Below are 21681 nucleotides of genomic sequence, written 5' to 3' on the forward strand. Positions count from 1 at the left end.
CGTCAGTTATTACGGCCCTGTCCGCTTCGCGCTCCAGCCGGAAGGTGCCGACGAAATCGGTCTCCTCAACCACGGCTTCGCCAAGTGGCCGGTCCTGGTGCTGATGGAGGCCGATACCAGGGAGTGCTGCCCAATTCTGCCGCGTAAGCGCGTTCGCCGTTAGACCTGACAGTTTTTCGAATTCCGGATTGGCATAGACCACGCGCTCTTTCGCGCTCAAGTCCGAAACAGCAATCGCGATTGGCACCTGGTCGAGGAATTTTTTGAACTGATCGCTTTCCAGCGCGGTGGCAAGATCGGGTGTATCGAGCAACTGCTCAACGGCCTTCTCTGAATCCGATGTCATCTCGGGGGCCCGTTCTTTTCCCTGAAAAGCACAGTACCAGTCATGGGCTCAACCGACCATCGCCAAATTTGAGGCCGCGGTGAGGTTTACGAGTAGGAAGGCACGAGCCTTGTCTCGCGCAGCGGTAGGACCAAGGTGAAGCGCAGGCCATCTTGTTGATAGTCGAGTTCAACCTTGGCATCACATTGCACGGGTACCACCTTTTCTAGAAGCGCGGTGCCAAAACCCCGCCGCGTCGGCGTCTGAACCGGGGGTCCGTTGCGCTCCTGCCAGGCGAGGCTGAGCGTCTGCCCAGCACCAGAACTGCCGACTGACCAACAGACGGCAAGCTGACCTTCAGGCCGAGACAACGCCCCGAATTTCGCCGAATTGGAGGCAAGCTCATGGAGGGCCATGCCGACCGGTACGGCAACGTCGGCAATGAGCGCGACGTTCGGTCCTTCAAGCCGTATACGTGGGCTGTCGTCTGTGTCGTAGTGTCGGAGTTCCCCCTCAAGAAGTTTGTTCAAAGAGGCGGTCTGCCGGTAGTCGTCCGTCAAAATCGAATGCGTTTGGGCCAGTGAGACGATCCTGGCCGAAAAATTACGCACGAACTCCTCAACGCTATCGGTTGACCTGGCCGTTGCGCCCATCATGGCCCTAACATTTCCAGCGTGTTCTTGACGCGATGATGCAGTTCCCGGATCAGCAGGTTCTGCCGCTGGGTCACTTCCTGCTTCTGTTCGATAAAGGACTTGACCTCGATCTGGCGGGCGCGGGCGCGCAGAGCAGATCGCACAGAGTTGGCCAAACTCGAGGCCAGAAACGGCCGTTCAAGCACAATCAGATGACGATCGAGAAACGCAAGACGCTTGTCGAACTCGGTGCCACGCATTGTCAGAAGCACGATTGGAAAATCTGACCACGCCGGCTGATTCTCGAGCCAAGCTGCAAACAGACTGCGATCGGCGCTGATCAGTGCCTCCTCGGCAACGACAAGGCAATGTGCACGGTCCAGAAGCGGCATTGCTTCGTCGAGACTCGAGCAGATGCATGAACTGATCCGATTGGCAGCGAGGATCGAACTTGCAATCTTGCCATCACGCCCTATCGGCGCAAGCAGAAGAACTTCCGGGTCAAGTGTTCATCACGACGGCTCATCTTCGAGAAGGTCGGCCTTCTTGCCCTCGAATGAGGGCACGCCCGTAAGGATGCCTTGGAAATCCTCCAGTGGTTCACCCACAGCCAATCCAGCGGCGGTGATTTTAAACTCACGAATGGTGTCTTCGTGCGGGCCTACGCGCCTTTTTACGACCGAAATAGCGCGCCTCAAGCGACCGCCACTCTCGAAGAAGCGCAAAAGCATGACGGAATCGCAGAGATACGTCATTTCGACAGGAGCTGCCACCTGGCCAATCAATCCATGATTGGCCAAAAACCAGAATTGTAACCACTCCCTTGTGATTGAGATAGGTAAGGATCTCGTGCATTTGAAGCACGAGATGCTGCTCTGTAGACATAGTGTTAAGGTAGCCGGTGAGGCTGTCGACGACGACGATCCTTGCATTGGACCGTTCGACGGCGGACTGTATGCGCGCCGACAGCTCACCAGGCGAGCTCCGCCGGGTCGATCTGTTCCAGCAACAATCTGCCCTCTTCGGCAAACGCCTCCAGATTCATGCCGAGACCTGAAGCGCGCGCCATGAAGATTCGTTTTGTCTCGTCGAACAAGAGCACCAGGACGCTCTCGCCTCGGAGGAGCGCAGCATGACAATAAGCGCTGGCAATGGTTGATTTTCCCACCCCGGAGGGACCCATAAGCAGGGTGCTGGTGCCGCGCTCCAAGCCTCCGCCAGCCAGGTTGTCAATTGCAGTTTCGCTTGAGGCAGGCGGGCCATACTCGACCATCTCATGATCGGAAGCGACAAGCCTGGGAAACACGGTCAGGCCGCCCGGCCGAATGACGAAATCGTGGTAGCCACCGCGGATTTGTACCCCACGCATCTTGATGACGCGCAGCCGCCGTCGCTCTCCGCCGTACACCGGCGACAGCTGTTCCAACCTGATGACGCCGTGACTGATCGAGTGCAAATTAGATCGTCATGTTCTGCGGTCAGGTCATCGAGCAATAGGACAGTTGCGTTGCTGAGCAGGAAAAAGCTCTTAAGTGCCAGGACTTGCCGCCGATAGCGCAACGAGCCTTGTGAAAAGAGACGGATTTCGGATAGCGAATCGAACACGACTCGGTCTGGCTTGAGGCGCTCGATTTCAGCCAGCGCTGATTGCACGGTCTCACCAAGCTCCAGATCGGAAGAATGAACCAATGTCTGGAGCTGGGATGGATCGAGGCTAAGCTCTGGAGGGACAAGCTCTAGGATCTCTATGCCATTGAGGCTCAAGCCATGTCGGCTCGCGACCGAAAGCAGCTCGCGCTTACTTTCTGATAGCGTGATGTAGAGGCATCTCTCCTTGTTTTGCGCGCCATTGAGCAAAAACTGCAGCCCGAGTGTGGTCTTTCCCGAGCCGGGTCTGCCTTCGACGAGATGAGATCGGAACTTGGCGTACCCACCGCGAAGGACATAATCGAGGCTTCAACCCCTGTGACTATCGGTGAAGCGTCGTCAGTTTCCACGTTGGCCCCTTCGCACTGGTGAACACCCTAACGGCCAGCATTTTCAATAGTTCCGTACGCCTGATAACCCGTTCTCTCGCCCGTATATGGTCGGACGGACTATTGCGGCGGACGAAGTCGCAGTTCGCCTCCACGCGGCCCAGCCGTTCGTAGCGGACGTTCAACGGCATCACCACGAAGGTCAAAAGCGGGCGTCAACTGAACGGCCGCTTGCTAAGCATCATGCCAAAAGCTGAGCGTCGGTAGTTTTAGTAAAAAGCAATATGCCAAAACCTTACCTGACTCGCCCGTTTTCGCACAGTCAGGATCAAATCCGGACGAGAAAGGACCAAGTCGGCTTTGGGGGCGGGAAAACAGCACGAGCGCTATCGCTTTGGTCGAGCCCGCGGGAAACTGGCCTATGGTTTTCTAAAGAAGCCGGACAGAATATTCGGACCCACTTCGCCGGGCCGCAGTCTAATCCCATCCTCGAAGCAGTTCAGCGTCACGCACTGGAAGCCGCTGTGTGCGAGGAGTGCCACCAGCGAGTCACGGTCGAAATGGTGCAGGTGCTCGTTGGGGAGACGCATACGCCACGTTCGGAACCACCCGTCGCCGGCGGTGCCGAGTTCGCGCCAGCGGCAGTAAGGGACGGCGATGGCCAGGTAGCGGGCCTGAAGGCGGGCGAGGAAACCCAGGTCCGGGATGTGCTCAAGCACGTCGAACATGGCGACGAGATCCCACGAGCTGGCGAGAGCCTCGTCCCAATCGACAAAGCGGACGCCCTTGGGCAGCGGAAACCTTGCGATGTCGCAGCCGGCGCAGTCGGCGACCCCGGTTATTTTCGCCGCTTCGACGAATGTGCCCGTGCCATATCCAATCTCCAGCACGGACCGAGGAATTTGGCCGGTGATTCCCAGCACCCAGCCAAGTCGCTGATATCCGAGCTTGATGGTCCGGTCACTCAGATCCTCGTAATAGGAAATGTATTGCTTGTCGTACTTGATCGGTGTGAAGTCGATCTGGTGGATTACGCCAAACCCGTCTACCTCGTAGTTGTCCAACATTAGCGTGCGGCCTCCGGCTTCCGAATTCCTTACATGGCAGAGCTAAACGCGACGTAACCGGACAACTGAGCGGTTCCGGTAGTCGGGCGGTACCGGATCGGCCGCTTTAGCCATATGGCTCCCAATCACGGACGGTCAGGTTTCGGCCCGGACTGCCGGGCGGCAAATGCCTCTAGGATGGCGATTGGGTGGCAGAGTTCGGCTGCCGTTCACTTGGAAGCGAGGAAGTCGCGGACGATGGCGATCGTCGCCTCGGGATTCTCCTCCATGATCCAATGTCCGGAATTGGGCACCATGCCTTCGGTCACGTCGCTGGCGGCAAAGCGCATGATGGTCGCCATCATAGATCCAAATGACTTCTCTCCGCCGATCGCCAGCCGGCATGGTGAGCTTGCCCTTAGTGGCGATGAATTCCTGGTTGTCGAGCGCATCCTGATCAAATGCTGCAAATTGCGCGAAACCCGAATGCATTGCGCCAGGTAGAGCGTACAGCTTGGCGTAGTGCTCGCGCGAGGCCTCGGTGAAACGGCTGGGGGTGGCGGAAATTCGTTCCAGAAGCGATCAAGATAAATGCGCTCGCGGCCGGCGACGAGGCGTTCCATGTCGGGTCCACCGAAGCGGAAATGCCACAACAGCGGGTTCTTTAGAACCTCTTCCCACGGCCCCACCCCCGGCACCGGAGCGTCGATGAGGACAAAGCGTGTTGTCCGCCCGGGATGCTGGATCGCGAAGGCGTAACCGACCATGTTGCCGATGTCGTGGGTGACGAGATCGGCGCGATCGATCTTGAGCGCATCGAGAACGCCGGCCACGTCCGGGTCCTTTGGGCAGGAGATCAGCCCTGCGACGGCCTCCAGTCAGCCGATGGAATGACGTTGACCATCCACGGGACGCCGAACCTGTCGACCAGGGAGCCGAAGCCGGGCGACCAGAAGGTCTCGCCGAATGGCATGACAGCCTTGCCGCCGTCAGACAGTTGATCGAACCAGCGTTGGGCTTCGGCCTTGTCCTCGGTGTGCAGGGTGACGTCGAAGCCGTTCTTCGGTTGGTCGATGTTGGGTGCCCATCCGACGTCCATGTCGGCACCCATCAGCGCCTGATCCCCGACATCGAGCCAGCAGTGCATCAGCCAAGTCTTGTACTTTTCATCAGTGATCGGCATGCCGGGGGGCGCATCGCCATAGGGCATGGCGGCAGTGATTTTTCCGCCCAGGACCTTGGCGTAGAACTCGAATGCCTCGCGGCACTGGCCCTGGAAGCTCAGGCTGGTCACGATCTTCATGGTCGTCTCCATTTGATTGGTCTCAGATCCTTGGGAAAGCGGCCGACGATTGACCCTTCTTCATCTATGTTGATATCAACGTAAGGAGCCTATGGATGTCAACCTTTCAGATGCACGCTCCTGCCGACCTTGCCTTCGAAACCACCCTTCTGGTGCGTGAGACCTGCCTGTGCCTGCATGCGCAGAGGGCGGCGCGTGCGCTCGCGCGCCATTTCGATGTCGCGCTGAAGCCCGCCGGCATCACCAGCGGACAGTTCTCTCTCCTTATGTCGCTCAATCGGCCGAAACCACCGAACCTCGGCAGCGTGGCGGCGCTGCTGGTGATGGACAGGACAACCTTGACCACCAATCTCAAGCCGTTGGAGCGTCGTGGCCTCGTCGATACGGTGCCCGATCCAACGGACAGGCGCGCTCGACTGCTGCGGCTGACGCCAGCCGGCCGGGCGGTTCTGGCCGACGCGGTGCCGATCTGGCGGCATCTCCATGCGACGATCGAAACGGCGCTGTCCGACCCGAACCATCTGCGCTCCGAATTGAGCCTGCTTTCGAGATCTGACGGCGTCGCCGGGCTCAAAAGCATATAAGCAGTGTGGAAATGGTAGGCGGCAGTCTATGGGTGCTCAATGTGCTGCCGTCTTGATCCTCCGCCGGTTATACGTTGCCAGCATGATGTTCATGTTGTCCAGGGGTGATAGGGATATCGGAGAATTGGCGCCGGAGAGAAGGCGGTCCAGCAACTCAGCCCGCAGCATCGCCGACACGGAACCGAGGTCAGGTTCGGTGATTTAGGGACGGCGAACTGGTTTTTACGGAGGTTTAGGTGAACGGGTTTTTGAATGTGGGACTTTCGACGGCCGTGACGGGCACGGTCGCAAGCTTTGTGACGGCGGCGGTTCTAGCCCTTCTGGCCAAAGCCGAAGGCAAATCCGCACTGCAGCCGACCAACGCCACCAGCCACTGGCTGCACGGCGATAAAGCCGGTGCGCTCAGGAAAGCCGACCTCGCACACACTGCGCTGGGCTTCGGCACCCACCATGCCTCGGCCATGTTCTGGGCCGCGCCGTTCGAGGCGTGGCTCGCCCGAAACCCTCAGCGGTCGCCGCTGCTGATGCTGCGCGATGCCTCGGCGGTGGCCATGATTGCAGCCGTCGTGGATTATCTCGTCGTGCCGAAGGGGCTCACCCCAGGCTGGGAGACCGTGCTTTCGAAGCGCTCCATTGCCGCCACGTACGTCGCCCTTGCTCTGGGCTTGACTGCCGGCGGACTGATCGCGCAGGCGATGCGGAAGACAGTGCTGAGCTATTCGAAGGAATAGGTGAAACCTCCTTCGGAGGCTCCGATAGTAACCTTTGTCATCTTTTCACCCTCGAGCGATCGGTTCAGCACGCCGCGGCTCAATTCCGGCAGAAGCGTGTTCGTCAAAATGGCGTCGATCATTCGCCCGCCGGATTCGATCTCGGTGCAGCGGGCCTTGACCAGATCCATGACGCCGTCACCGATCACCAGCTCGGCATCGTTGCTTAAACGCAGCCGGCGGGCGATCTTGGCGAACTGATGGCGGGTGATCGCTTCGATCATCGTGTCCGAGAGCGGGTAGTAAGGGATGGTCACCACCCGGCCAAGGAAGGCCGCGGGGAAAACCTTCAACAGCGGAGCGCGCAATGCTGTGTCGAGATCGTCGAGCCCCGCCCGTACCGTGCCGCTGCTGGTCCGGTCCATGATGACTTCGGAGCCGACGTTCGAGGTGAGCAGGATCAGCGTGTTCTTGAAATCGATCCGCCGGCCTTCACTGTCGTCCATCATTCCCTTGTCGAAGACCTGGAAGAAGATTTCATGCACATCCGGATGCGCTTTCTCGACCTCGTCAAGCAGGATCACCGAATAGGGCTTGCGCCGGACCGCCTCGGTCAGGATGCCGCCCTTGCCGTAGCCGACATATCCGGGTGGGGCGCCCTTCAAGGTAGAGACCGTATGCGCCTCCTGGAACTCGGACATATTGATCGAAATGAGGTTCTGCTCGCCGCCATAGAGCGTCTCGGCCAGGGCCAGCGCGGTTTCGGTCTTGCCGACGCCCGAGGGACCGCAGAGCAGAAAAACCCCCACTGGTTTTTCGGGCGCGCCGAGCCCGGCCCGGCTGGTCTGCACGCGCTTGGCAATCATTTCCATGGCGTGATCCTGACCGACCACGCGGTCGGACAGGGTAGCTGCGAGCCGCAGCGCCTTTTCGGTCTGGCTCGACAGCATCCGGCCAGTCGGGATGCCAGTCCAGTCCTGCACAACGGCCGCCACGGCATTGCGGTCGACCGACGGCAGGATCAGCGGCGTCTCGCCCTGCGCTTCTGCGAGTTCGGCCATCAGTTCCCGCAGCCGCGCGAGATCGGCAGCCGGATCGGGTGGAGAAGGATCGGCAGTGGCCGTTTGATCCGCATCGGTTTCGGGCGCTTTGATCTCAGATACATCGGCGGCTGAGGTTTCGGCGACCGCCTCCGGAGGCTTCACGGCATCGAGCGGCACACCCTCGCCGCGCAGCCTGGCGCGCAATTCGAGTATTTCGCCAACCAGCGCCTTTTCCCGATCCCAACGTTGCTGCGCGGCAGCAAGCGTGAGTTCGGTCTCGGCAAGCCCGGTTTCGACCCGAGCCTGCCGGTCGGCCACGCCGATGCCGATCGCTGCCTCACGGCCGATGATGGCGCGCTCGACCTCCAGCGCCTGGCGGCGGCGCATGATGTCCTCCACCTCGGCCGGGGTGGCATGCTGCGAAATGGCGACACGGGCGCAGGCGGTGTCGAGAAGGCTCACGGCCTTGTCGGGCAGTTGCCGCGCCGGGATGTAGCGGTGGGACAGGCTGACCGCCGCCTCGATCGCCTCATCGAGTATCTGCACCTTGTGATGCTGCTCGAGGACACCGGCCACACCGCGCAGCATGAGAACAGCCACCGCTTCCGACGGCTCATCTATCTTGACGACCTGGAAGCGACGAGTGAGCGCAGGGTCCTTCTCGATGTGCTGCTTGTATTCGGCCCAGGTCGTTGCCGCGATCGTGCGAAGCTCACCGCGCGCCAGCGCCGGCTTCAGCAGATTGGCCGCATCACCGGTCCCTGCCGCGCCGCCCGCGCCGATCAAGGTGTGAGCTTCGTCAATGAAGAGGATGACCGGCGTCTCTGAGGATTGGACCTCGTCAATGACCGCCTTCAGCCGTTTTTCGAATTCACCCTTTACGCTTGCGCCCGCCTGCATCAGGCCGACATCGAGCATGCGTACGCTGACGCCCTGCAGCGTCGGCGGCACGTCGCCCTCGGCGATGCGCAAGGCAAAGCCCTCCACGACCGCGGTTTTGCCGACCCCGGCCTCGCCGGTCAGGATCGGGTTGTTTTGCCGGCGTCGCATCAGGATATCGACGATCTGCCTGATCTCGGGATCGCGCCCGACGACCGGATCGATCTTGCCGTCGCGGGCGCGCTGGGTCAGGTCGGTCGCATACTTCGCCAGCGCCGAATCCCCCCCCGGAGCCCGCCGCGGTGTTTCGGCGGCGGGAACCGCAGTCGAGGCGCCAGCTTCGAGTGAACCCTCGATGACATCGGCGAACCGCGCGATGACGGCCTGCGCATCGATCTTGTCGAATTCGCCGCTGATCTTTGACAGCAGTCCTTCCAGCACCGGCGTCTTCAGGCAGGCGAGCAGAATATGCGCACTGCGGACTTCCTCGACGCTGAACTCCAGCCCCGCCAGGCTCCAGGCTTCCTGGATCGCGTGGAAGATGTGATCGGAAAATTCCTCGATCGAAGTGGCGCCGTAAGGCAGCTTGTCGACGGCGCGGGTCATATCGGCCGTGAGCCGGCTCGCATCCACCCCGGCGTCGGCCAGCATCAGTTGCACATCCGAGCGCTCGGAAAGCACCAGTTGTTCGACGAAGTGAACGAGCTCGACGTAAGGATTGCCGCGCAGTTTGGCGGTGTCGGCCGCAGCCTTGAAGGCGCGCAAACAGACGGGATTGAGCTTGCCGACCAGTTCCTTGCGTTTAAAGCTCTGCGACGACCGGCGCTGTTCCATCGAACTTGCTCCTCCAATCTGCCAGTCAGTAAACTGCCACATAAGCAGCGACTTGACAAAGAGCGTTATCGACGGGTCGCCTGGGTGTTCGAACCAGTCGACTTCTTTCCTCCCGGCAAAAGCCGACGCCATCGGCTACAAACGGCCGTGAGTGCCCGGCTCTTTGCGATGCCTTCATGTACAGGGTTCGGCAATTGCGCCAGCGATTTCGAGCTCAGGCCCCGGTCTGCAAGCTTCCATTAAGATTGAGCAGCAACTAAATTGTGGTAAAGTGTCGCGGTGTGGTAACGTTGGGTCACGCACGGCCCAAGAGCCGCTCGCTGGGGGATGGTGTGCTTGATCTCGCACTCTGGCTGAATCCGCTGGACGGTGAAAATCCGTCAGGGGAGGATTTGCGCAACGATCCAGCCTTTCATGAGCTGGCACGTCTGACGGAACAGCAGAAAAAGGTCGAGTATCAAGGGAACGCCAAGTTAGAAGTTGCCGTTCCGATCGACTGGTCCACCGTGCTCACCAAGGCCGAAGAGCTGCGTCCACACGGCCGGGACCTGCGCCTCCTCGTCATCGTTACGCGTGCTCTGGCCAACGAGTATCGGCTGGCCGGGCTGGCTGAGGGCCTTACCCTCATAGCGCAGACCTTCGATCAGCACTGGGCAACCATGCACCCGGCCCTGCGGCCCGGTGCTACGCCGCGCGACGCCGCACTGCGCCGCATTAATGCGCTGACTGACCTCCAGAACAGTCAGGATGGCCTGATCAAGGATTTGCGGAAAATGACATTTTTCGCGCCGCGTGCAATCGGCCCGATCCTCGGCGAGGATCTGGAGAAGGGCGCGCTCGACGAGCGTGTCATGCTTCAGGAAGCGGCCTCGGGACTGAACGCGACCGAAAAGGCGGCTCTGGCGAGCGCGCACAGCCAATTGGTGAACCGGGTGCGCAGCGCATGCGTCGCACAGATCGATCAGGCCGGCGCGGAGATGACGTCGCTCTTTGCCAATGCGCGCGCCGCGATCGCGGCCCTCGAGGCGGTGGAGTCCGCCCTCAATGCCCGCATCGAGGGCAGCGGCGCCACCGTTCCGGAATTAAAGCGGTTTCTGCAGCGTTTGCTGACGACCCTCGAACGAAACTCGGCCGCCGGCGCCACCGCGAATGGCGCCGCAAAGCCTGTTTTCGCGCCTGCAGAACCAGCAACGCCTGTTCGAAACGGTAATGGAGCCGATACGATGGCAAGTATGGCAAGTTACGCGGAGCCGAGCGCGGGGCTCCCTGATCGGATTTCCTCGCGCGACGACGTCGTCAAATGCCTCGACCTCGTAGTCGCCTTCTATGACCGCACCGAACCGTCGAGCCCGATCCCGCACCTTGCCCGCCGCGTTCGCCGGATGGTGCATATGGATTTTGTTGAACTGATGGAAGATCTCGCCCCGTCGGGGCTGAAGGAATTCCGGCTTCTTGCCGGCGTTCCCGATGCCAAGAAGACGGCCCAGAAGGATGAAAGGTAACAAGCCATGCCAGCCGAAAGTAAAGCGAAGGTCATCGAACGAAATCGCGCACCGCGCGTGCAGATCGCCTATGACGTGGAAACCTACGGCAGCCCGACGACGATCGAATTGCCGTTCGTCATGGGCGTGATGGCCGACCTTTCCGGCGCTTCACAGACCAAGGAAGCGTCGAAATCGGTGCTGGACCGCGCCTTTGTCGAGACCGACGCCAACCGCTTCCCCAAGTTCATGGAGGCACTCGGGCCGCGCGTGAAAGCCCGAGTGAAGAATACACTGCCCCAGGCTGAAGGCGCCGAACGGGACGAGGAACTGGCGCTTGACCTCACCTTCACCAAAATGGGTGATTTCGCGCCGGACAAGATCGCCGAGCAAGTTCCGCAATTAGCCGAAATCCTCAAGATGCGTCGTCAGCTTGAGGAACTGCTCGGCTTCATGGACGGCCGTGTCGACGCCGAAAAGCGCATAGCGCAACTTCTGAACAACGAGCCGCTTCTCGGCAAGATCGCCAACCAGGCATTATCCGACGACGACAAGGTTCAGGAGTAAATCATGGCCGAACAACAAAAAACCGCAGCCGTTGCCGCTGAGGCGGAAGCCATCGACCTCGGAGAATTCAGCGGGCTCCTCGAGAAGGATTTCAAGGTCAAGAAGGACGACAGCGAGAAGCTGCAGCAACTCGTGCGCAACCTTGCGCTGGCCGCGCAATCCCGTTCCGACACGACCACCATTTCGTCCAATGCGATCAAGTCGATCAAGTCGCTGATCGCAGGCATCGACAAGATGCTGACGATGCAGGTCAACGAGATCCTGCACGCGCCGGAAGTGCGCGAGATGGAGGGCACGTGGCGTGGCCTGTGGTACCTCATCAACAACACCGAGACGGATCAGAAGCTGAAGATCCGGGTGATGAACATTTCCAAGGAACAGCTGGCCGACACGCTCGAAGACTATGAAGGCCAGATGTGGGACCAGAGCCCGATCTTCAAGAAGGTTTACACGGACGAGTATTCGATGCTGGGCGGCGAGCCGATCGGTTGCCTTATCGGCGCCTACGAATTCTCGAACCATCCGCGCGACGTCGGCCTGCTGCGCAATATGTCGGGTGTGTGTGCCTCCGCGCATACGCCGTTCATCGCGGCCGCCTCGCCCCGCCTGTTCCGCATGGACAGCTGGCAGGAACTGCCGAACCCGCAGGACCTGCAGATGATCGTGTCGAACCCGGCCTACGCCTCCTGGCAATCGCTTCGCGAGAGCGAGGACGCGCGCTATATCGGCCTCACCATGCCGCGTGTGCTGGCGCGGCTGCCCTACGGCACCGACACCGTTCCGGTGAAGGGCTTCACCTTCGAGGAAGAGGTGCAGGGCGACCACAACAAATATGTCTGGATGAATGCCGCCTTCCCGATGGGCGTCAACATCAACCGTAGCCATAAGCTCTACGGTTGGGGCACGCAGATCCGCGGCGTCGAGAATGGCGGCACGGTGCTCAACCTGCCGGTGCACAGCTTCCCGACCGATGACGGGTCGATCGCGATGAAATGTCCGACGGAAGTCGCCATCGACGACAGGCGCGAGGCAGAACTGGCCAAGCTGGGGCTGATGCCCATCCTGCACAGGAAAAACACGGATCTCGCGGCTTTCATCGGTGCGCATTCGCTGCAGGACGACGAGACACGTGCCGGGCGGCTGGTCGATCCCGACGCACAGTCGAACGAGCGGCTAAGCGCCAACCTGCCCTATCTTTTCCCGGTGTCGCGCTTTGCGCATTACCTCAAGGCCATTGCGCGCGACAAGATCGGGTCGTTCAAGGAACGCTCCGACATGCAGATCTGGTTGACCGAGTGGATTAACCGATACGTGCTGGCCAACCCGGCCTTTGCCGACGACAAGGCGCGCGCCAAGCGCCCGCTTGCTGCGGCCGAGGTCCAGGTGGACAGCGTGGAAGGACGGCCGGGCTACTACAATGCTCGCTTCTATCTGCGTCCGCATTACCAGCTGGAGGGCATCAACGCTTCGCTCCGATTGGTGTCGGAACTCCCGTCCGTAAAGACTTGATTCGCAGCAACCACACCTTGTTCTGTTTGAAAGCGGTGGAGAAAGACAATGCCAGTGAAAATCGATGGTTTTCTAAAGGTTCCGGATATCAAAGGCCCAAGCGTTCGAGACGGCCATGAAGATGAAATCGAAGTGCATGGGGTCGATTACAAGATAATCGCGCCGTACGATCCGAATTCGCTCTCACGCCGCGGTCGTGTGTCCTTGGGGATGATCAAGTTCACCAAGCACTATGACAAGTCCTCGCCCTATCTGAAAAAGGCGCTGTTCGACAACAAGGCGCTGGACGAAGTTGTGTTCTCCGCCCGCCGGACCATCGATGGCGAGACCAGCGATTACCTGGTCGTTACCCTGACCGACGCTTCCATAATGGAATACGACATGCAACAGGCCGAAGATGAAGCGGACCTGATCGAGGAGGAGGTCAGCTTCGCCTACAAGAAGATCAAGTTCGTCTATGACAAGGATGACGAAATCGAAATGGATGTCTATGTCGGCAAGTGAGGTGCGGCGGCCGGGCGCGGACAAGCTACAGGTGACCGGCAGTTCGCGAGCGAAACGCGAAGCGGTCCAGCCCTCGCTTTGGGACCGCCTCGTCAACGACCTGCCGGGCGTGACGTCCGAGATAGACGGGCTGCGCCAGACCTTACAGGACGAGCTTGGCGCAGACCGGCTGGATACCCTGCTTGCGGACAGCACGCGGCTTATCGATGCCGACGCGGAGCTGACACCGGATCAGAAGCGGCGTCTGCATCGCCTGGCCTTTCAGACCCAACACCGCGCAGAGATCGAAAGCCGTGGCGTGGTCGTATCGGCCCGCGTCCTCAAGGAGGCCGTGCGGCGCGACATCGAGGCCTTGTTCAACACCGAGCGTTTCGAAGCTGTTCCGCTTCTTTCCGATTTCGAAAGCGAACAGGCCGCAGACAATCCGCCATCGCTGGCCGATTTTCCGGAGGTGCGCCGAAGTGTGGTCAACTACGGCGTGCCTTCCTTTTCGGGCCGTTCGTCCCGCGACTTCGATCGCGAGACCCTGGCGCGCGAGATCCGCTCGGTCCTTGCCACGTTCGAGCCCCGTCTCAAGGAAAGCGCAACCAAGGTAACGGTAACCCTCGGTGACAAAAGTGTGGGCCTGAAGATCGAGATAGACGCCGTGCTGATCATGACGCCGACGCCGGAACGCATGCGCCTGCGCACCACGATCAATCTCGATAACGGCCTGGCGCGGACCGAATTTAGGGACAGCTGAGATGGATCGGGTCTTCGTAGAATATTACGAGGAGGAACTGACCCATATCCGCGGACTCGCGGCGGAATTCGCCGACATGCATCCGGCGGTGGCGCGCAATCTTTCGCTGGATACTGTCCCCTGCCCGGATCCGTATGTCGAGCGGCTGCTTGACGGCGTCGCTTTCCTTGCTGCGCGCACCCGGTTGAAAGTCGATGCCGAGCGTTCGCGGTTTTCACGCAGCGTCCTGGATGTCCTCTATCCCGATCTGGTTACGCCGGCTCCGGCAACGGTGATGGCAGTGCTGAAACCCGGCCAGCAGGTCCAGTCGATGATTGCCGGCCATGTCGTCAAGCGGAACACGCGGCTGGTGTCCAGTCTGCAACCCGGCCTGTCGACGCGCTGCACATTCACCACCGCGCAGGAAATGACGCTGTGGCCGATAACGATTACGTCGGTCAGCTATTTCCAGGATCGCAGCGGGTTGGCAGCGGCCGGCATAACACCGATCGGCGGCGTTGGCGGCGAGGCGGCGCTGCGTATCACGCTGGGTCGGGCCGGAAAAGGCAAGCTCGACGAATTGGCGCTTGACCGGCTTGATTTCTATTTTGCCGGGCGCACCAAAGCGCCATTGCTGTTCGACGCGATTTTCGGCGCCTGCTCGGCCGTTGGTGCACGGGCCGAAGGCAAGGCCAATCCGATAGCGCGTTTGCCAGGGCCCGAAATGGTCGGCATCAGCGACGACGAGGCCTTGATGCCTCGTACCCGTCCGACATTCGAAGGGTACCGTCTGCTGCGCGAATATTTCATGATGCCCGAGCGCTTTCACTACGTGCGGGTTTCAGGACTGCAGTCGGTCGTGCGCAGATGCGACGCCGGGCTCGAGATCATCTTCATGTTCCGGCGCCCAGTACCCGAACTTGCCGATGTCACGCCGGCGGATTTCGAACTTTTTGCGACACCGATCATCAACCTCTTCGAGCGTGACTGCAACGTCATCGAGCTTGATCCGCGCAGAACGCGGCAAGTGCTGCATGCCGACCGCACGCGGGCGCGAGACTTTGAAATCTATCGGGTGACCCACGTCGAGGACGCCGACGCCGAGGGTCCCGACGCCGAAATTCCGGAGCTCTTCAGCCTGGGGCAAAACCGCAGCAATGGCTGGGTCTATTCCACCGAACGGCGGCCTCGCCGGGCCACCGAAGATGAACGGCGCGACGGGTTGACCCGCACCTCGTATACCGGAGACGACGTTTTCCTATCGGTTTCACGGCCGGTCGGAAGTCCGGCGAACCGGCCGCTGAAGCGTCTCGACATCATGGCGCTTTGCACCAACCGCGACCTGCCGATCCTCGACGACAGTCCTACCTTGACGCTGGAGACTGGCGATCCGGTCGAAACGGTCCGGCTTATCGGTGCGTTGCGCCCGCCCCAGCCGGCTATCCCGGCCGCGCGGCCGGCGGGCGCCGAAGGCGAATCCCGAGCCGATAATCTCGCCTGGCGGCTGGTGGCGCAGTTGGCGCTCAACTTTCTCAGCCTTGCCAAGGAAGGTCGCGGTGTCGACCCGCTGCATGCGCTGCTCGATCTTTATGCCGACCGGGGAGATCCGAGCCTCGCCCGCAATGTGCACTCGATCGTTCGCATCGACTCGCGCTCCGCCATCGAACGGCTGCAGATCGATGGGCCCATGTGCTTCGGACGGGGCACGGAAGTGACGTTGCATGTGGACCAGTCGGTCCTGGCGGGGCAAAGCACATTGCTGCTTTCAGCCTTGCTTGCACGGCTGTTTGCCCGTCACGCCGGACTAAACGGCTTTGTGCGGACCCGCACGCGGCTGCTGCAGAAGCAGGAGGATGTGCCATGGCCGATGACGCCCGGCAATCGCTACCTGATCTAGACAAATTCGACCTGGACCGGGTCGAAGAGCTGGATGATACATTCGATTTTTTCGAACTGTTGCGCCGTCTCGAACGCAGGGGCGGGCTGTTCGGCTATTCCGGCCACGCGGATCGCGAGCCGGCAAGGCTCGGGCAGCATGTGCGTCTTAGCTTTTCAGCCAAGGACGTGGTTGCGTTCCGCGAAGCCGAGGACAAGACGCCGGGGAAGATCGGGACGCCGGCCCGGGTCACGGTTGCAAATCTCGGGCTGATGGGACCGGAAGGCCCGATGCCGCTTCATTTGACACGTTGGGTGCTCGATCGTCTGTCGCAGCGCTGGTTCACCGGCGCCGACGCACGGCAGACCAGCGACACGACGTTCGTGGACTTCGTTAATATTCTCCAGCACCGCATGATCGCCCTGTATTATCGGGCCTGGGCCGACGCGCACCCGGCGGTACAGGTCGAACGTGCGGTCGGCGGCCGGGTAAGGGCCATGCTTGAAGCCATGGCGGGCATCGGACTACCCGGCACTCAGAATCCCGATCTCGATGCCGTGAAGCTTCGCCAGGCCGCGTCGCTCGCCAGCCAGGTCGACGGTCCGGAGCGGCTGACGCTGTTCCTGGCGGAAGCGTTCAAGGTGCCGGTCCAGATCAAGGAGTTCGTTGCCACCTGGATGACCATACCGGCGACGCTCCAGACCCGCCTTGCCCAAGCTTACGCAGTGCTGGGTCGCGGGGCGACGATCGGCCCGCGCGTTTTCAGCCGCCAAAGCAGGATCGAACTCCGCGTCGGCCCGCTCGGGTATGAGGAGTTCAAAACGTTCCTGCCGGGCGGTCAACGCCTGAAGATGTTCAAGCAGGCGGTTCGCGACATGGTCGGGGAATCGCTCGACGTCGATCTGCGGATCGTGCTCGCGCGCGAAGCAGTGCCGCAGCCCCGTATCGGAGCGGTACAGCTCGGCCGTACCACCTGGATTGCGCGGCCCGCTGAAAGGGGCGATGCTGACGATATGCGGCTGCGGACAATTGTCGGATGGCGGCCGGAAATGGCGGGGGTCGCGGCATGACTCTGCTGCTGACGCTGGAGCACGGGCCACGCACCCAGGCGGTACGGCAGACCCGGCTGGACGAGGGTGAACTGGTGATCGGCCGTAGCGCGGACGCGGGCTGGCAGATCGACGATCCCGACATGTTCGTTTCACGCGCCCATTGCAGGATAACCGGCGGGCGGGATGGGTATTTCGTCACCGACACATCAAGCAGCGGCTTGTTCATAAACGACTCCGATAGCCCGCTCGGCGCGGGCAGCTCGGTCCGTCTTCAAAACGGCATGCGGCTGAGGCTGGGCGACTACATCGTGTGCGTCGATCTGCAGACGCCGGCCGCTCAAGCACCAGCAGCCAGCCAATCGTTCGCGGAACCGTCGCCGCCGGCATCACGAGCGCCGGTAAGCATCGGCCGCGATGATTTCTTTTCAGCCACGGTCGAAGAAGAGCCGCGCCGACCGCGTCCGGCCGATCTGCCGAACCCGTTCGAGCAGCCGATTCCAGGAGCATTCGAGCGCGCCAACCAGCGCAGTTCGCCGGCCTTCGACGACCCGTTCAGCCTCGACCCGGTAGCAACGCCCGCGCCGAACGGCGCCTATCCCGAACCGCGTGATGCGCGGGATCCCGCAGACCCCTTCAGCCTCGATCCGACGACCTCCGCTGCAACCGAGCCCGTTCCAGGCCAGTCCGCTCCAAGAAGGTCATTCGATGACGATTTCGGTTTCGGGCCGGCCGCATCGCCCGATTTGAGAAACGGCGCCGGCTCGACCGGTCAACGCCAACACATTGCCGGAAGGCCGCAGTCGGCCAATCCCTGGGATTTGCCTGGCCAGACGGCAGATATCCCTTCTCCGCCACGTGCCGGCGTTCCTCCCAAACCCGCCCCCTCCCCGGCAGCGGCGCAACAGGCGAACACGGCCCTTCGCACCGCGTTCTTGCGTGGCATGGGCATTGAGGAAGCCGATTTTCCCGGACGCGACAGCGTCGCGGAAATGGAGAAGTTCGGTCGAGAGTATCGGCTCATGATGGAAGGCTTGATGCAGCTGCTGCGCAAGCGAGCCGAGGAAAAGGGAAACGCTCGCGTCGCCCAGACGGTGGTGGGGGCCTCTGAAGTCAATCCGCTCAAGTTTCTGCCGACGGTCGACGACGCCATCGTGACCATCATCGCGGAGCGCAGCCCCGGATTTCTGGCCGGCGAAGCGGCAATCGCCGACTCGGTCCGCGATCTCGCGCAACATCACGTGCGCGCCTGGCGAGGCGTGCAGTCGGCCTTGCGGCGAATGATTGATCGTTTTGACCCGGCAGCGATCGAGGAAGAGCTCAAGTCGAGTTCTGCGATCAGCAGCCTGCTTTCGGGCGGGCGTAGCGCCAAGCTGTGGGAGCTATATCAGAAACGCCATCGTGAAATCGCCCAGAGTGCGGAATCGAGCTTCCTCGGCGAAATCGGCGCTGATTTTCGGGATGCATATGAGGAGGAGTGAAAAAATGATCGATCGCCGCGAATTTATCGTTGCCCTGGGCGCAACCGGGCTGCTTGCGGCTTGCCAGAGCGGTCCGCCGAAACCATCCGCGGTCACCGTCAACCTGACCGGCGCGGCCGGCATGAACCCGGGACCAGGTGGCGGCGACCGGCCCGTGACGGTCCTCGTGATGCGGCTGCGCAGCACCGGTAAATTCAACTCGGCCGATTATTTCGCGTTGCAGGGGGATGCCGGCTCCGCACTCGGAGGCGATCTCATTGGATCCGACCAGATCTCCATCGGACCTGGAAAGACCGCATCCAAAACCATCACGGTCGAGCCGGACGCGGCTGCGCTGGGCTTCGTTGCCCTCGTTCGCGAGCCTGGCGGCCGGAGCTGGCGTACAACCAAGTCGGTGTCGCCGGGGTCAAAAGTAACCGTCAACGTCACGCTTGGCAGCGGCGGCATTTCCGCCTAGCGGCCACGGCAAGGGGTGCTCGATGCAGAGAGTAGCGGCATGAGCGATGCAAACAGGGTGCTGTGGTCCGAAGGCCTGTTTCTCCGGACCCAGCATTTTCAGCAGCAGGATCGCTTTTTCGAGGCGACGGTGCGCGGCGCGTTGCAGGCCGGGCAGCTCCACACGTTCGGCTTTCAGCAGCTGACGCTGGACCAGGCAATGCTCGATGCCGGCCAGGTCTCCATCCTGTCGGCCCGGGGTATCTTTCCGGATGGAACCCCCTTCTCCATCCCAGACATGATGGACGCGCCACGACCGCTGCCGGTCACCGCCGATACCGGCGCCGGACCGGTGCTGGTCGCCCTGCCGCTCGAGCCTGCCGGCGGTGTCGGCTTCGATCCGGCGCACGCCGCATCCACCGGCGCGCGCTATTATGGGCGCATCGTTGCGGTCCGCGACGCCGTCCAGGGCGGTTCGGATCCCGAAGAAATCGAAATCGCCCGTCCGCAGGCGCTGCTGCTTGCACCCGGAAAATCGGTTGGTGGCTACACCGCCCTGCCGATAGCCGACGTCAAAGGGGTTCGAGCCGATGGCGGCGTCTCCCTGGATGAGACGTTCCTGCCGCCGACGCTGGTTACCGGAGCGGTGGCCTGGTACCGGCAGCTGCTTTTGGAAGTCGTCACCGGCCTCGACCAAATCGCCGAGGCGCATGGCAAAATGGTCATGGGTGGGCCAGGGCGCAGCGTCGAAGACCTGTTGATGCTCAATCTCGCCAATGCGGCGCGTCCGCGACTGGCTCACATGCTGGCGCAGGACGTTTTCCATCCGGCCGAGCTTTACCTGGAGCTTGCCGGTCTTGCCGGTTCAATGGCGACCTATGGCTCGAGCGCGCGACGGCTGAGCGAGTTGCCGGCCTACGATCACATGGCACCCGGCCCCGCCTATACGGCGCTGGCGGACGCCTTGCGCTCACTCATTCTGAGCCTACGCTATATCGAGCCTAAATCACGCGCGCTACCTGTCATGCGGCATTCGACCAACGTATGGAAAATCCGCATCGACAACCCGAAACTGCTGGTGGCCAGCCGGATCGTCATCCGGGTCGGCTCCGAGCTGTCCGAAGATGCCTTGCGCAAGATATTCGTCAACCAGGCGACTGTCGGTTCGGCCGATCAGTTCGAGGGCCTGTGGAAATCCCGTCTACCCGGTATTCCACTGAAACCGCTTCATTCCCAGCCCCGCGAAATCCCCTACGATGGCGATCGGCTGTGCCTTGAACTGGATCAGAAAAGCGAGCACTGGGCGTCGCTGCTTGATGCCCCCGGTTTCGTCATTGGCGTGTCGGGCGTACTGCCGAGCGAGCCGCAGGTGGACTGCTATTCGGTAAACAGGTGAGATGATGAGCCGGGATGATCCTTTCGGACTGTCGGAGGATCGCGAACGCACTCGCATACGACTGACCGGCGCGCCGATGCCGCGACCGATGACGCCACTCCTGTCGGGTGTGCCAATCAAACGGTCGCGTACGCATCCGAACACGCTTGTCAACGCATTCGCGCCCCTGCTCGAGTTCGCGCCCGAGCTTGAAAGCGCGCTGCCGCCGGAAAACCCGGAAGCGTTGCGCACCCGGCTGCTCGATGAGCTGGTTCGGGCACGCGACGCGGCAATGGCGGCGGGGTCCTCTCTGGAGCGCGCCGATCAGGCAGCCTGGGTGGTAGCGGCATTGCTCGACGATCTGGCCCTGAACACGCCATGGGGTGGCGCCAGCGCATGGCCGCGCCAGCCGCTTGTGGTGATGCTGCGAGGCGATGTCGATGCCGGCACGCAGTTCTTCACGCGTCTCGACGAACTGGAACGGCATCCGAACCGGGATCGCGAATTGCTCGAACTGCAATATCATTGCCTGGCGCTCGGCTTCCGCGGCAAATATCGTGTGCCAGGCCGGTCGGGCGACCGCTCGCTCAATGCGGTTCGCGTCGCTGCGGCGCGCTTTCTGCGCGATGCCGACGCCGACGGTGCGCCGCTGTCGCCGAACTGGAAAGGCGTGATCGCATCCGACGAGCCGCAGCGCTTCATCGTGCCGATCTGGGTGATGGGGCTCGGCGCGGCGGTTCTCGCCACGGCGATCTATCTCGGCCTGTCGATGGGACTGAGCAGTCAGGCGGTCGAGCTTTCGACGCTGGTTCGTGCTTTGCCGCCGCCGGAGCGCGGCGATATCAGCCGCACATCGCCACCGGTCGACGCGCCGCCGCCAGAGGCAGTGGATTTCGCGCTGGTGCCGGAGTTTCAGGCCGGAGCGCCGGCAAATCTCAGAGCCGCGCTAAGCGGCACCGAGAGCGTTTCGCTGGCCAGGCTGATCATTCAGGCCTCCAACCCCGAACTGTTCCAGTCGTCGCGGCCGACACTGACGGAAGGCTTCGAGCCGCTGATCGGTTCAATCGCCAAAGTGATCCTCGCCAATCAGGAACTGATCGGAAACATCACGGTGGTCGGCCATACCGACAGTGTTCCCTTGCAACGGTCCAATCCGCTTTCCACCAACCAGCGGTTGTCTGAAGCGCGCGCCGCAACCATTGCCGAGATGCTGGTCCAGAACGGTGTGCCGCAGGACCGCATTCGTTTCGAAGGACGTGCAGCTACCGATCCAGTGGCCGACGACAGCACCCGCGCGGGACGGGCCTTGAACCGCCGCGTCGAGGTGCTGGTCGAAAAGAGGCTGTGA

General features: G+C 61.6%; 18 protein-coding genes and 2 pseudogenes. 13 read left to right on the plus strand and 7 right to left on the minus strand.

All coding sequences use genetic code 11. The features are described 5' to 3' along the window. From NKH12_RS06015 to NKH12_RS06040, 6 genes and pseudogenes are all read right to left on the minus strand, one after another. On the minus strand, nucleotides 1-346 hold a 346-nt coding region (locus tag NKH12_RS06015), incomplete at its 3' end, for a PAS domain-containing protein (protein ID WP_352952292.1). Nucleotides 347-432: 86 nt separating this feature from the next. Next, a pseudogene (locus tag NKH12_RS06020) lies at nucleotides 433-1448 on the minus strand (sensor histidine kinase). Nucleotides 1449-1472: 24 nt separating this feature from the next. Further along, nucleotides 1473-2957, minus strand: a pseudogene (locus NKH12_RS06025) (ATPase domain-containing protein). Between the two features lie 398 nt (nucleotides 2958-3355). Then, nucleotides 3356-4003, minus strand: coding sequence for a class I SAM-dependent methyltransferase (locus tag NKH12_RS06030; protein ID WP_352952293.1), 648 nt, complete (start codon nucleotides 4001-4003; stop codon nucleotides 3356-3358). Nucleotides 4004-4212: 209 nt separating this feature from the next. Next, nucleotides 4213-4815, minus strand: coding sequence for an alpha/beta fold hydrolase (locus NKH12_RS06035; protein WP_352952294.1), 603 nt, complete (start codon nucleotides 4813-4815; stop codon nucleotides 4213-4215). A gap of 23 nt (nucleotides 4816-4838) precedes the next feature. After that, the gene (locus tag NKH12_RS06040) at nucleotides 4839-5285 is read right to left on the minus strand and encodes a VOC family protein (protein WP_352952295.1); all 447 of its coding nucleotides are present in this window, start codon (nucleotides 5283-5285) and stop codon (nucleotides 4839-4841) included. Between the two features lie 110 nt (nucleotides 5286-5395). On the opposite strand from NKH12_RS06040, the gene NKH12_RS06045 reads away from it, so the two are divergent. After that, nucleotides 5396-5869: a MarR family winged helix-turn-helix transcriptional regulator gene (locus tag NKH12_RS06045; protein ID WP_352952371.1), complete on the plus strand. Its 474-nt coding sequence runs from the start codon at nucleotides 5396-5398 to the stop codon at nucleotides 5867-5869. Between the two features lie 236 nt (nucleotides 5870-6105). Next, on the plus strand, nucleotides 6106-6600 hold the full coding sequence (locus NKH12_RS06050) for a hypothetical protein (protein ID WP_352952296.1): 495 nt from the start codon (nucleotides 6106-6108) through the stop codon (nucleotides 6598-6600). Here NKH12_RS06050 and tssH read toward each other — a convergent pair. Next, the gene (gene tssH, locus NKH12_RS06055; protein WP_352952297.1) at nucleotides 6585-9335 is read right to left on the minus strand and encodes a type VI secretion system ATPase TssH; all 2751 of its coding nucleotides are present in this window, start codon (nucleotides 9333-9335) and stop codon (nucleotides 6585-6587) included. The genes NKH12_RS06050 and tssH overlap by 16 nt on opposite strands. 332 nt (nucleotides 9336-9667) lie before the next feature. Between tssH and tssA the strand changes: the two genes are divergently transcribed. From tssA to icmH, 11 genes are read left to right on the plus strand one after another with little or no spacing between them, the layout of a single operon-like run. Continuing rightward, complete coding sequence (tssA, locus tag NKH12_RS06060) at nucleotides 9668-10837, plus strand: type VI secretion system protein TssA (protein ID WP_352952298.1); 1170 nt, start codon at nucleotides 9668-9670, stop codon at nucleotides 10835-10837. A 6-nt stretch (nucleotides 10838-10843) separates the two neighbouring features. Then, nucleotides 10844-11383 carry a type VI secretion system contractile sheath small subunit gene (tssB, locus tag NKH12_RS06065; RefSeq protein ID WP_145722232.1) on the plus strand — a complete coding sequence of 180 codons (540 nt, stop codon included), beginning with the start codon at nucleotides 10844-10846 and terminating at the stop codon, nucleotides 11381-11383. A gap of 3 nt (nucleotides 11384-11386) precedes the next feature. Further along, nucleotides 11387-12892 carry a type VI secretion system contractile sheath large subunit gene (gene tssC, locus NKH12_RS06070; RefSeq protein ID WP_352952299.1) on the plus strand — a complete coding sequence of 502 codons (1506 nt, stop codon included), beginning with the start codon at nucleotides 11387-11389 and terminating at the stop codon, nucleotides 12890-12892. Nucleotides 12893-12940: 48 nt separating this feature from the next. After that, nucleotides 12941-13396, plus strand: coding sequence for an Hcp family type VI secretion system effector (locus tag NKH12_RS06075; RefSeq protein WP_095519759.1), 456 nt, complete (start codon nucleotides 12941-12943; stop codon nucleotides 13394-13396). Further along, nucleotides 13383-14138 (plus strand): type VI secretion system baseplate subunit TssE, encoded by a 756-nt coding sequence (tssE, locus tag NKH12_RS06080; protein ID WP_352952372.1) that lies wholly within the window; start codon nucleotides 13383-13385, stop codon nucleotides 14136-14138. The genes NKH12_RS06075 and tssE overlap by 14 nt, the downstream gene beginning before the upstream one ends. Nucleotide 14139: 1 nt before the next feature. Next, complete coding sequence (gene tssF / locus NKH12_RS06085) at nucleotides 14140-16014, plus strand: type VI secretion system baseplate subunit TssF (protein WP_352952300.1); 1875 nt, start codon at nucleotides 14140-14142, stop codon at nucleotides 16012-16014. Next, nucleotides 15978-17063, plus strand: coding sequence for a type VI secretion system baseplate subunit TssG (gene tssG / locus NKH12_RS06090; RefSeq protein ID WP_352952301.1), 1086 nt, complete (start codon nucleotides 15978-15980; stop codon nucleotides 17061-17063). Before tssF ends, tssG begins: the two co-directional genes overlap by 37 nt. After that, nucleotides 17060-18523, plus strand: a complete 1464-nt coding sequence (tagH, locus tag NKH12_RS06095; RefSeq protein ID WP_352952302.1) for a type VI secretion system-associated FHA domain protein TagH — start codon at nucleotides 17060-17062, stop codon at nucleotides 18521-18523. Before tssG ends, tagH begins: the two co-directional genes overlap by 4 nt. A gap of 4 nt (nucleotides 18524-18527) precedes the next feature. Then, a complete protein-coding gene (gene tssJ / locus NKH12_RS06100) occupies nucleotides 18528-18980 on the plus strand; it encodes a type VI secretion system lipoprotein TssJ (protein WP_065006842.1) in 453 nt (150 codons plus the stop codon). Nucleotides 18981-19019: 39 nt separating this feature from the next. Continuing rightward, nucleotides 19020-20354 carry a type VI secretion system baseplate subunit TssK gene (tssK, locus tag NKH12_RS06105; RefSeq protein WP_352952303.1) on the plus strand — a complete coding sequence of 445 codons (1335 nt, stop codon included), beginning with the start codon at nucleotides 19020-19022 and terminating at the stop codon, nucleotides 20352-20354. A gap of 4 nt (nucleotides 20355-20358) precedes the next feature. After that, nucleotides 20359-21681 (plus strand): type IVB secretion system protein IcmH/DotU, encoded by a 1323-nt coding sequence (icmH, locus tag NKH12_RS06110; RefSeq protein WP_352952373.1) that lies wholly within the window; start codon nucleotides 20359-20361, stop codon nucleotides 21679-21681.

Source organism: Mesorhizobium sp. M1322, assembly GCF_040318085.1.
In the GTDB taxonomy this organism is placed as follows: Bacteria; Pseudomonadota; Alphaproteobacteria; order Rhizobiales; family Rhizobiaceae; genus Mesorhizobium.

What these genes read in the sequence shown, in the direction of transcription:
- NKH12_RS06030 (WP_352952293.1), bottom strand. Translation starts at nt 4,003, where the DNA reads ATGTTGGACAACTACGAGGTAGACGGGTTTGGCGTAATCCACCAGATC.
- NKH12_RS06045 (WP_352952371.1), top strand. Translation starts at nt 5,396, where the DNA reads ATGCACGCTCCTGCCGACCTTGCCTTCGAAACCACCCTTCTGGTGCGT.
- icmH (WP_352952373.1), top strand. Translation starts at nt 20,359, where the DNA reads ATGAGCCGGGATGATCCTTTCGGACTGTCGGAGGATCGCGAACGCACT.
- tssB (WP_145722232.1), top strand. Translation starts at nt 10,844, where the DNA reads ATGCCAGCCGAAAGTAAAGCGAAGGTCATCGAACGAAATCGCGCACCG.
- NKH12_RS06040 (WP_352952295.1), bottom strand. Translation starts at nt 5,285, where the DNA reads ATGAAGATCGTGACCAGCCTGAGCTTCCAGGGCCAGTGCCGCGAGGCA.
- tssJ (WP_065006842.1), top strand. Translation starts at nt 18,528, where the DNA reads ATGATCGATCGCCGCGAATTTATCGTTGCCCTGGGCGCAACCGGGCTG.
- tagH (WP_352952302.1), top strand. Translation starts at nt 17,060, where the DNA reads ATGACTCTGCTGCTGACGCTGGAGCACGGGCCACGCACCCAGGCGGTA.
- tssK (WP_352952303.1), top strand. Translation starts at nt 19,020, where the DNA reads ATGAGCGATGCAAACAGGGTGCTGTGGTCCGAAGGCCTGTTTCTCCGG.
- tssC (WP_352952299.1), top strand. Translation starts at nt 11,387, where the DNA reads ATGGCCGAACAACAAAAAACCGCAGCCGTTGCCGCTGAGGCGGAAGCC.
- tssG (WP_352952301.1), top strand. Translation starts at nt 15,978, where the DNA reads ATGGCCGATGACGCCCGGCAATCGCTACCTGATCTAGACAAATTCGAC.
- tssF (WP_352952300.1), top strand. Translation starts at nt 14,140, where the DNA reads ATGGATCGGGTCTTCGTAGAATATTACGAGGAGGAACTGACCCATATC.
- NKH12_RS06075 (WP_095519759.1), top strand. Translation starts at nt 12,941, where the DNA reads ATGCCAGTGAAAATCGATGGTTTTCTAAAGGTTCCGGATATCAAAGGC.
- tssE (WP_352952372.1), top strand. Translation starts at nt 13,383, where the DNA reads ATGTCGGCAAGTGAGGTGCGGCGGCCGGGCGCGGACAAGCTACAGGTG.
- tssH (WP_352952297.1), bottom strand. Translation starts at nt 9,335, where the DNA reads ATGGAACAGCGCCGGTCGTCGCAGAGCTTTAAACGCAAGGAACTGGTC.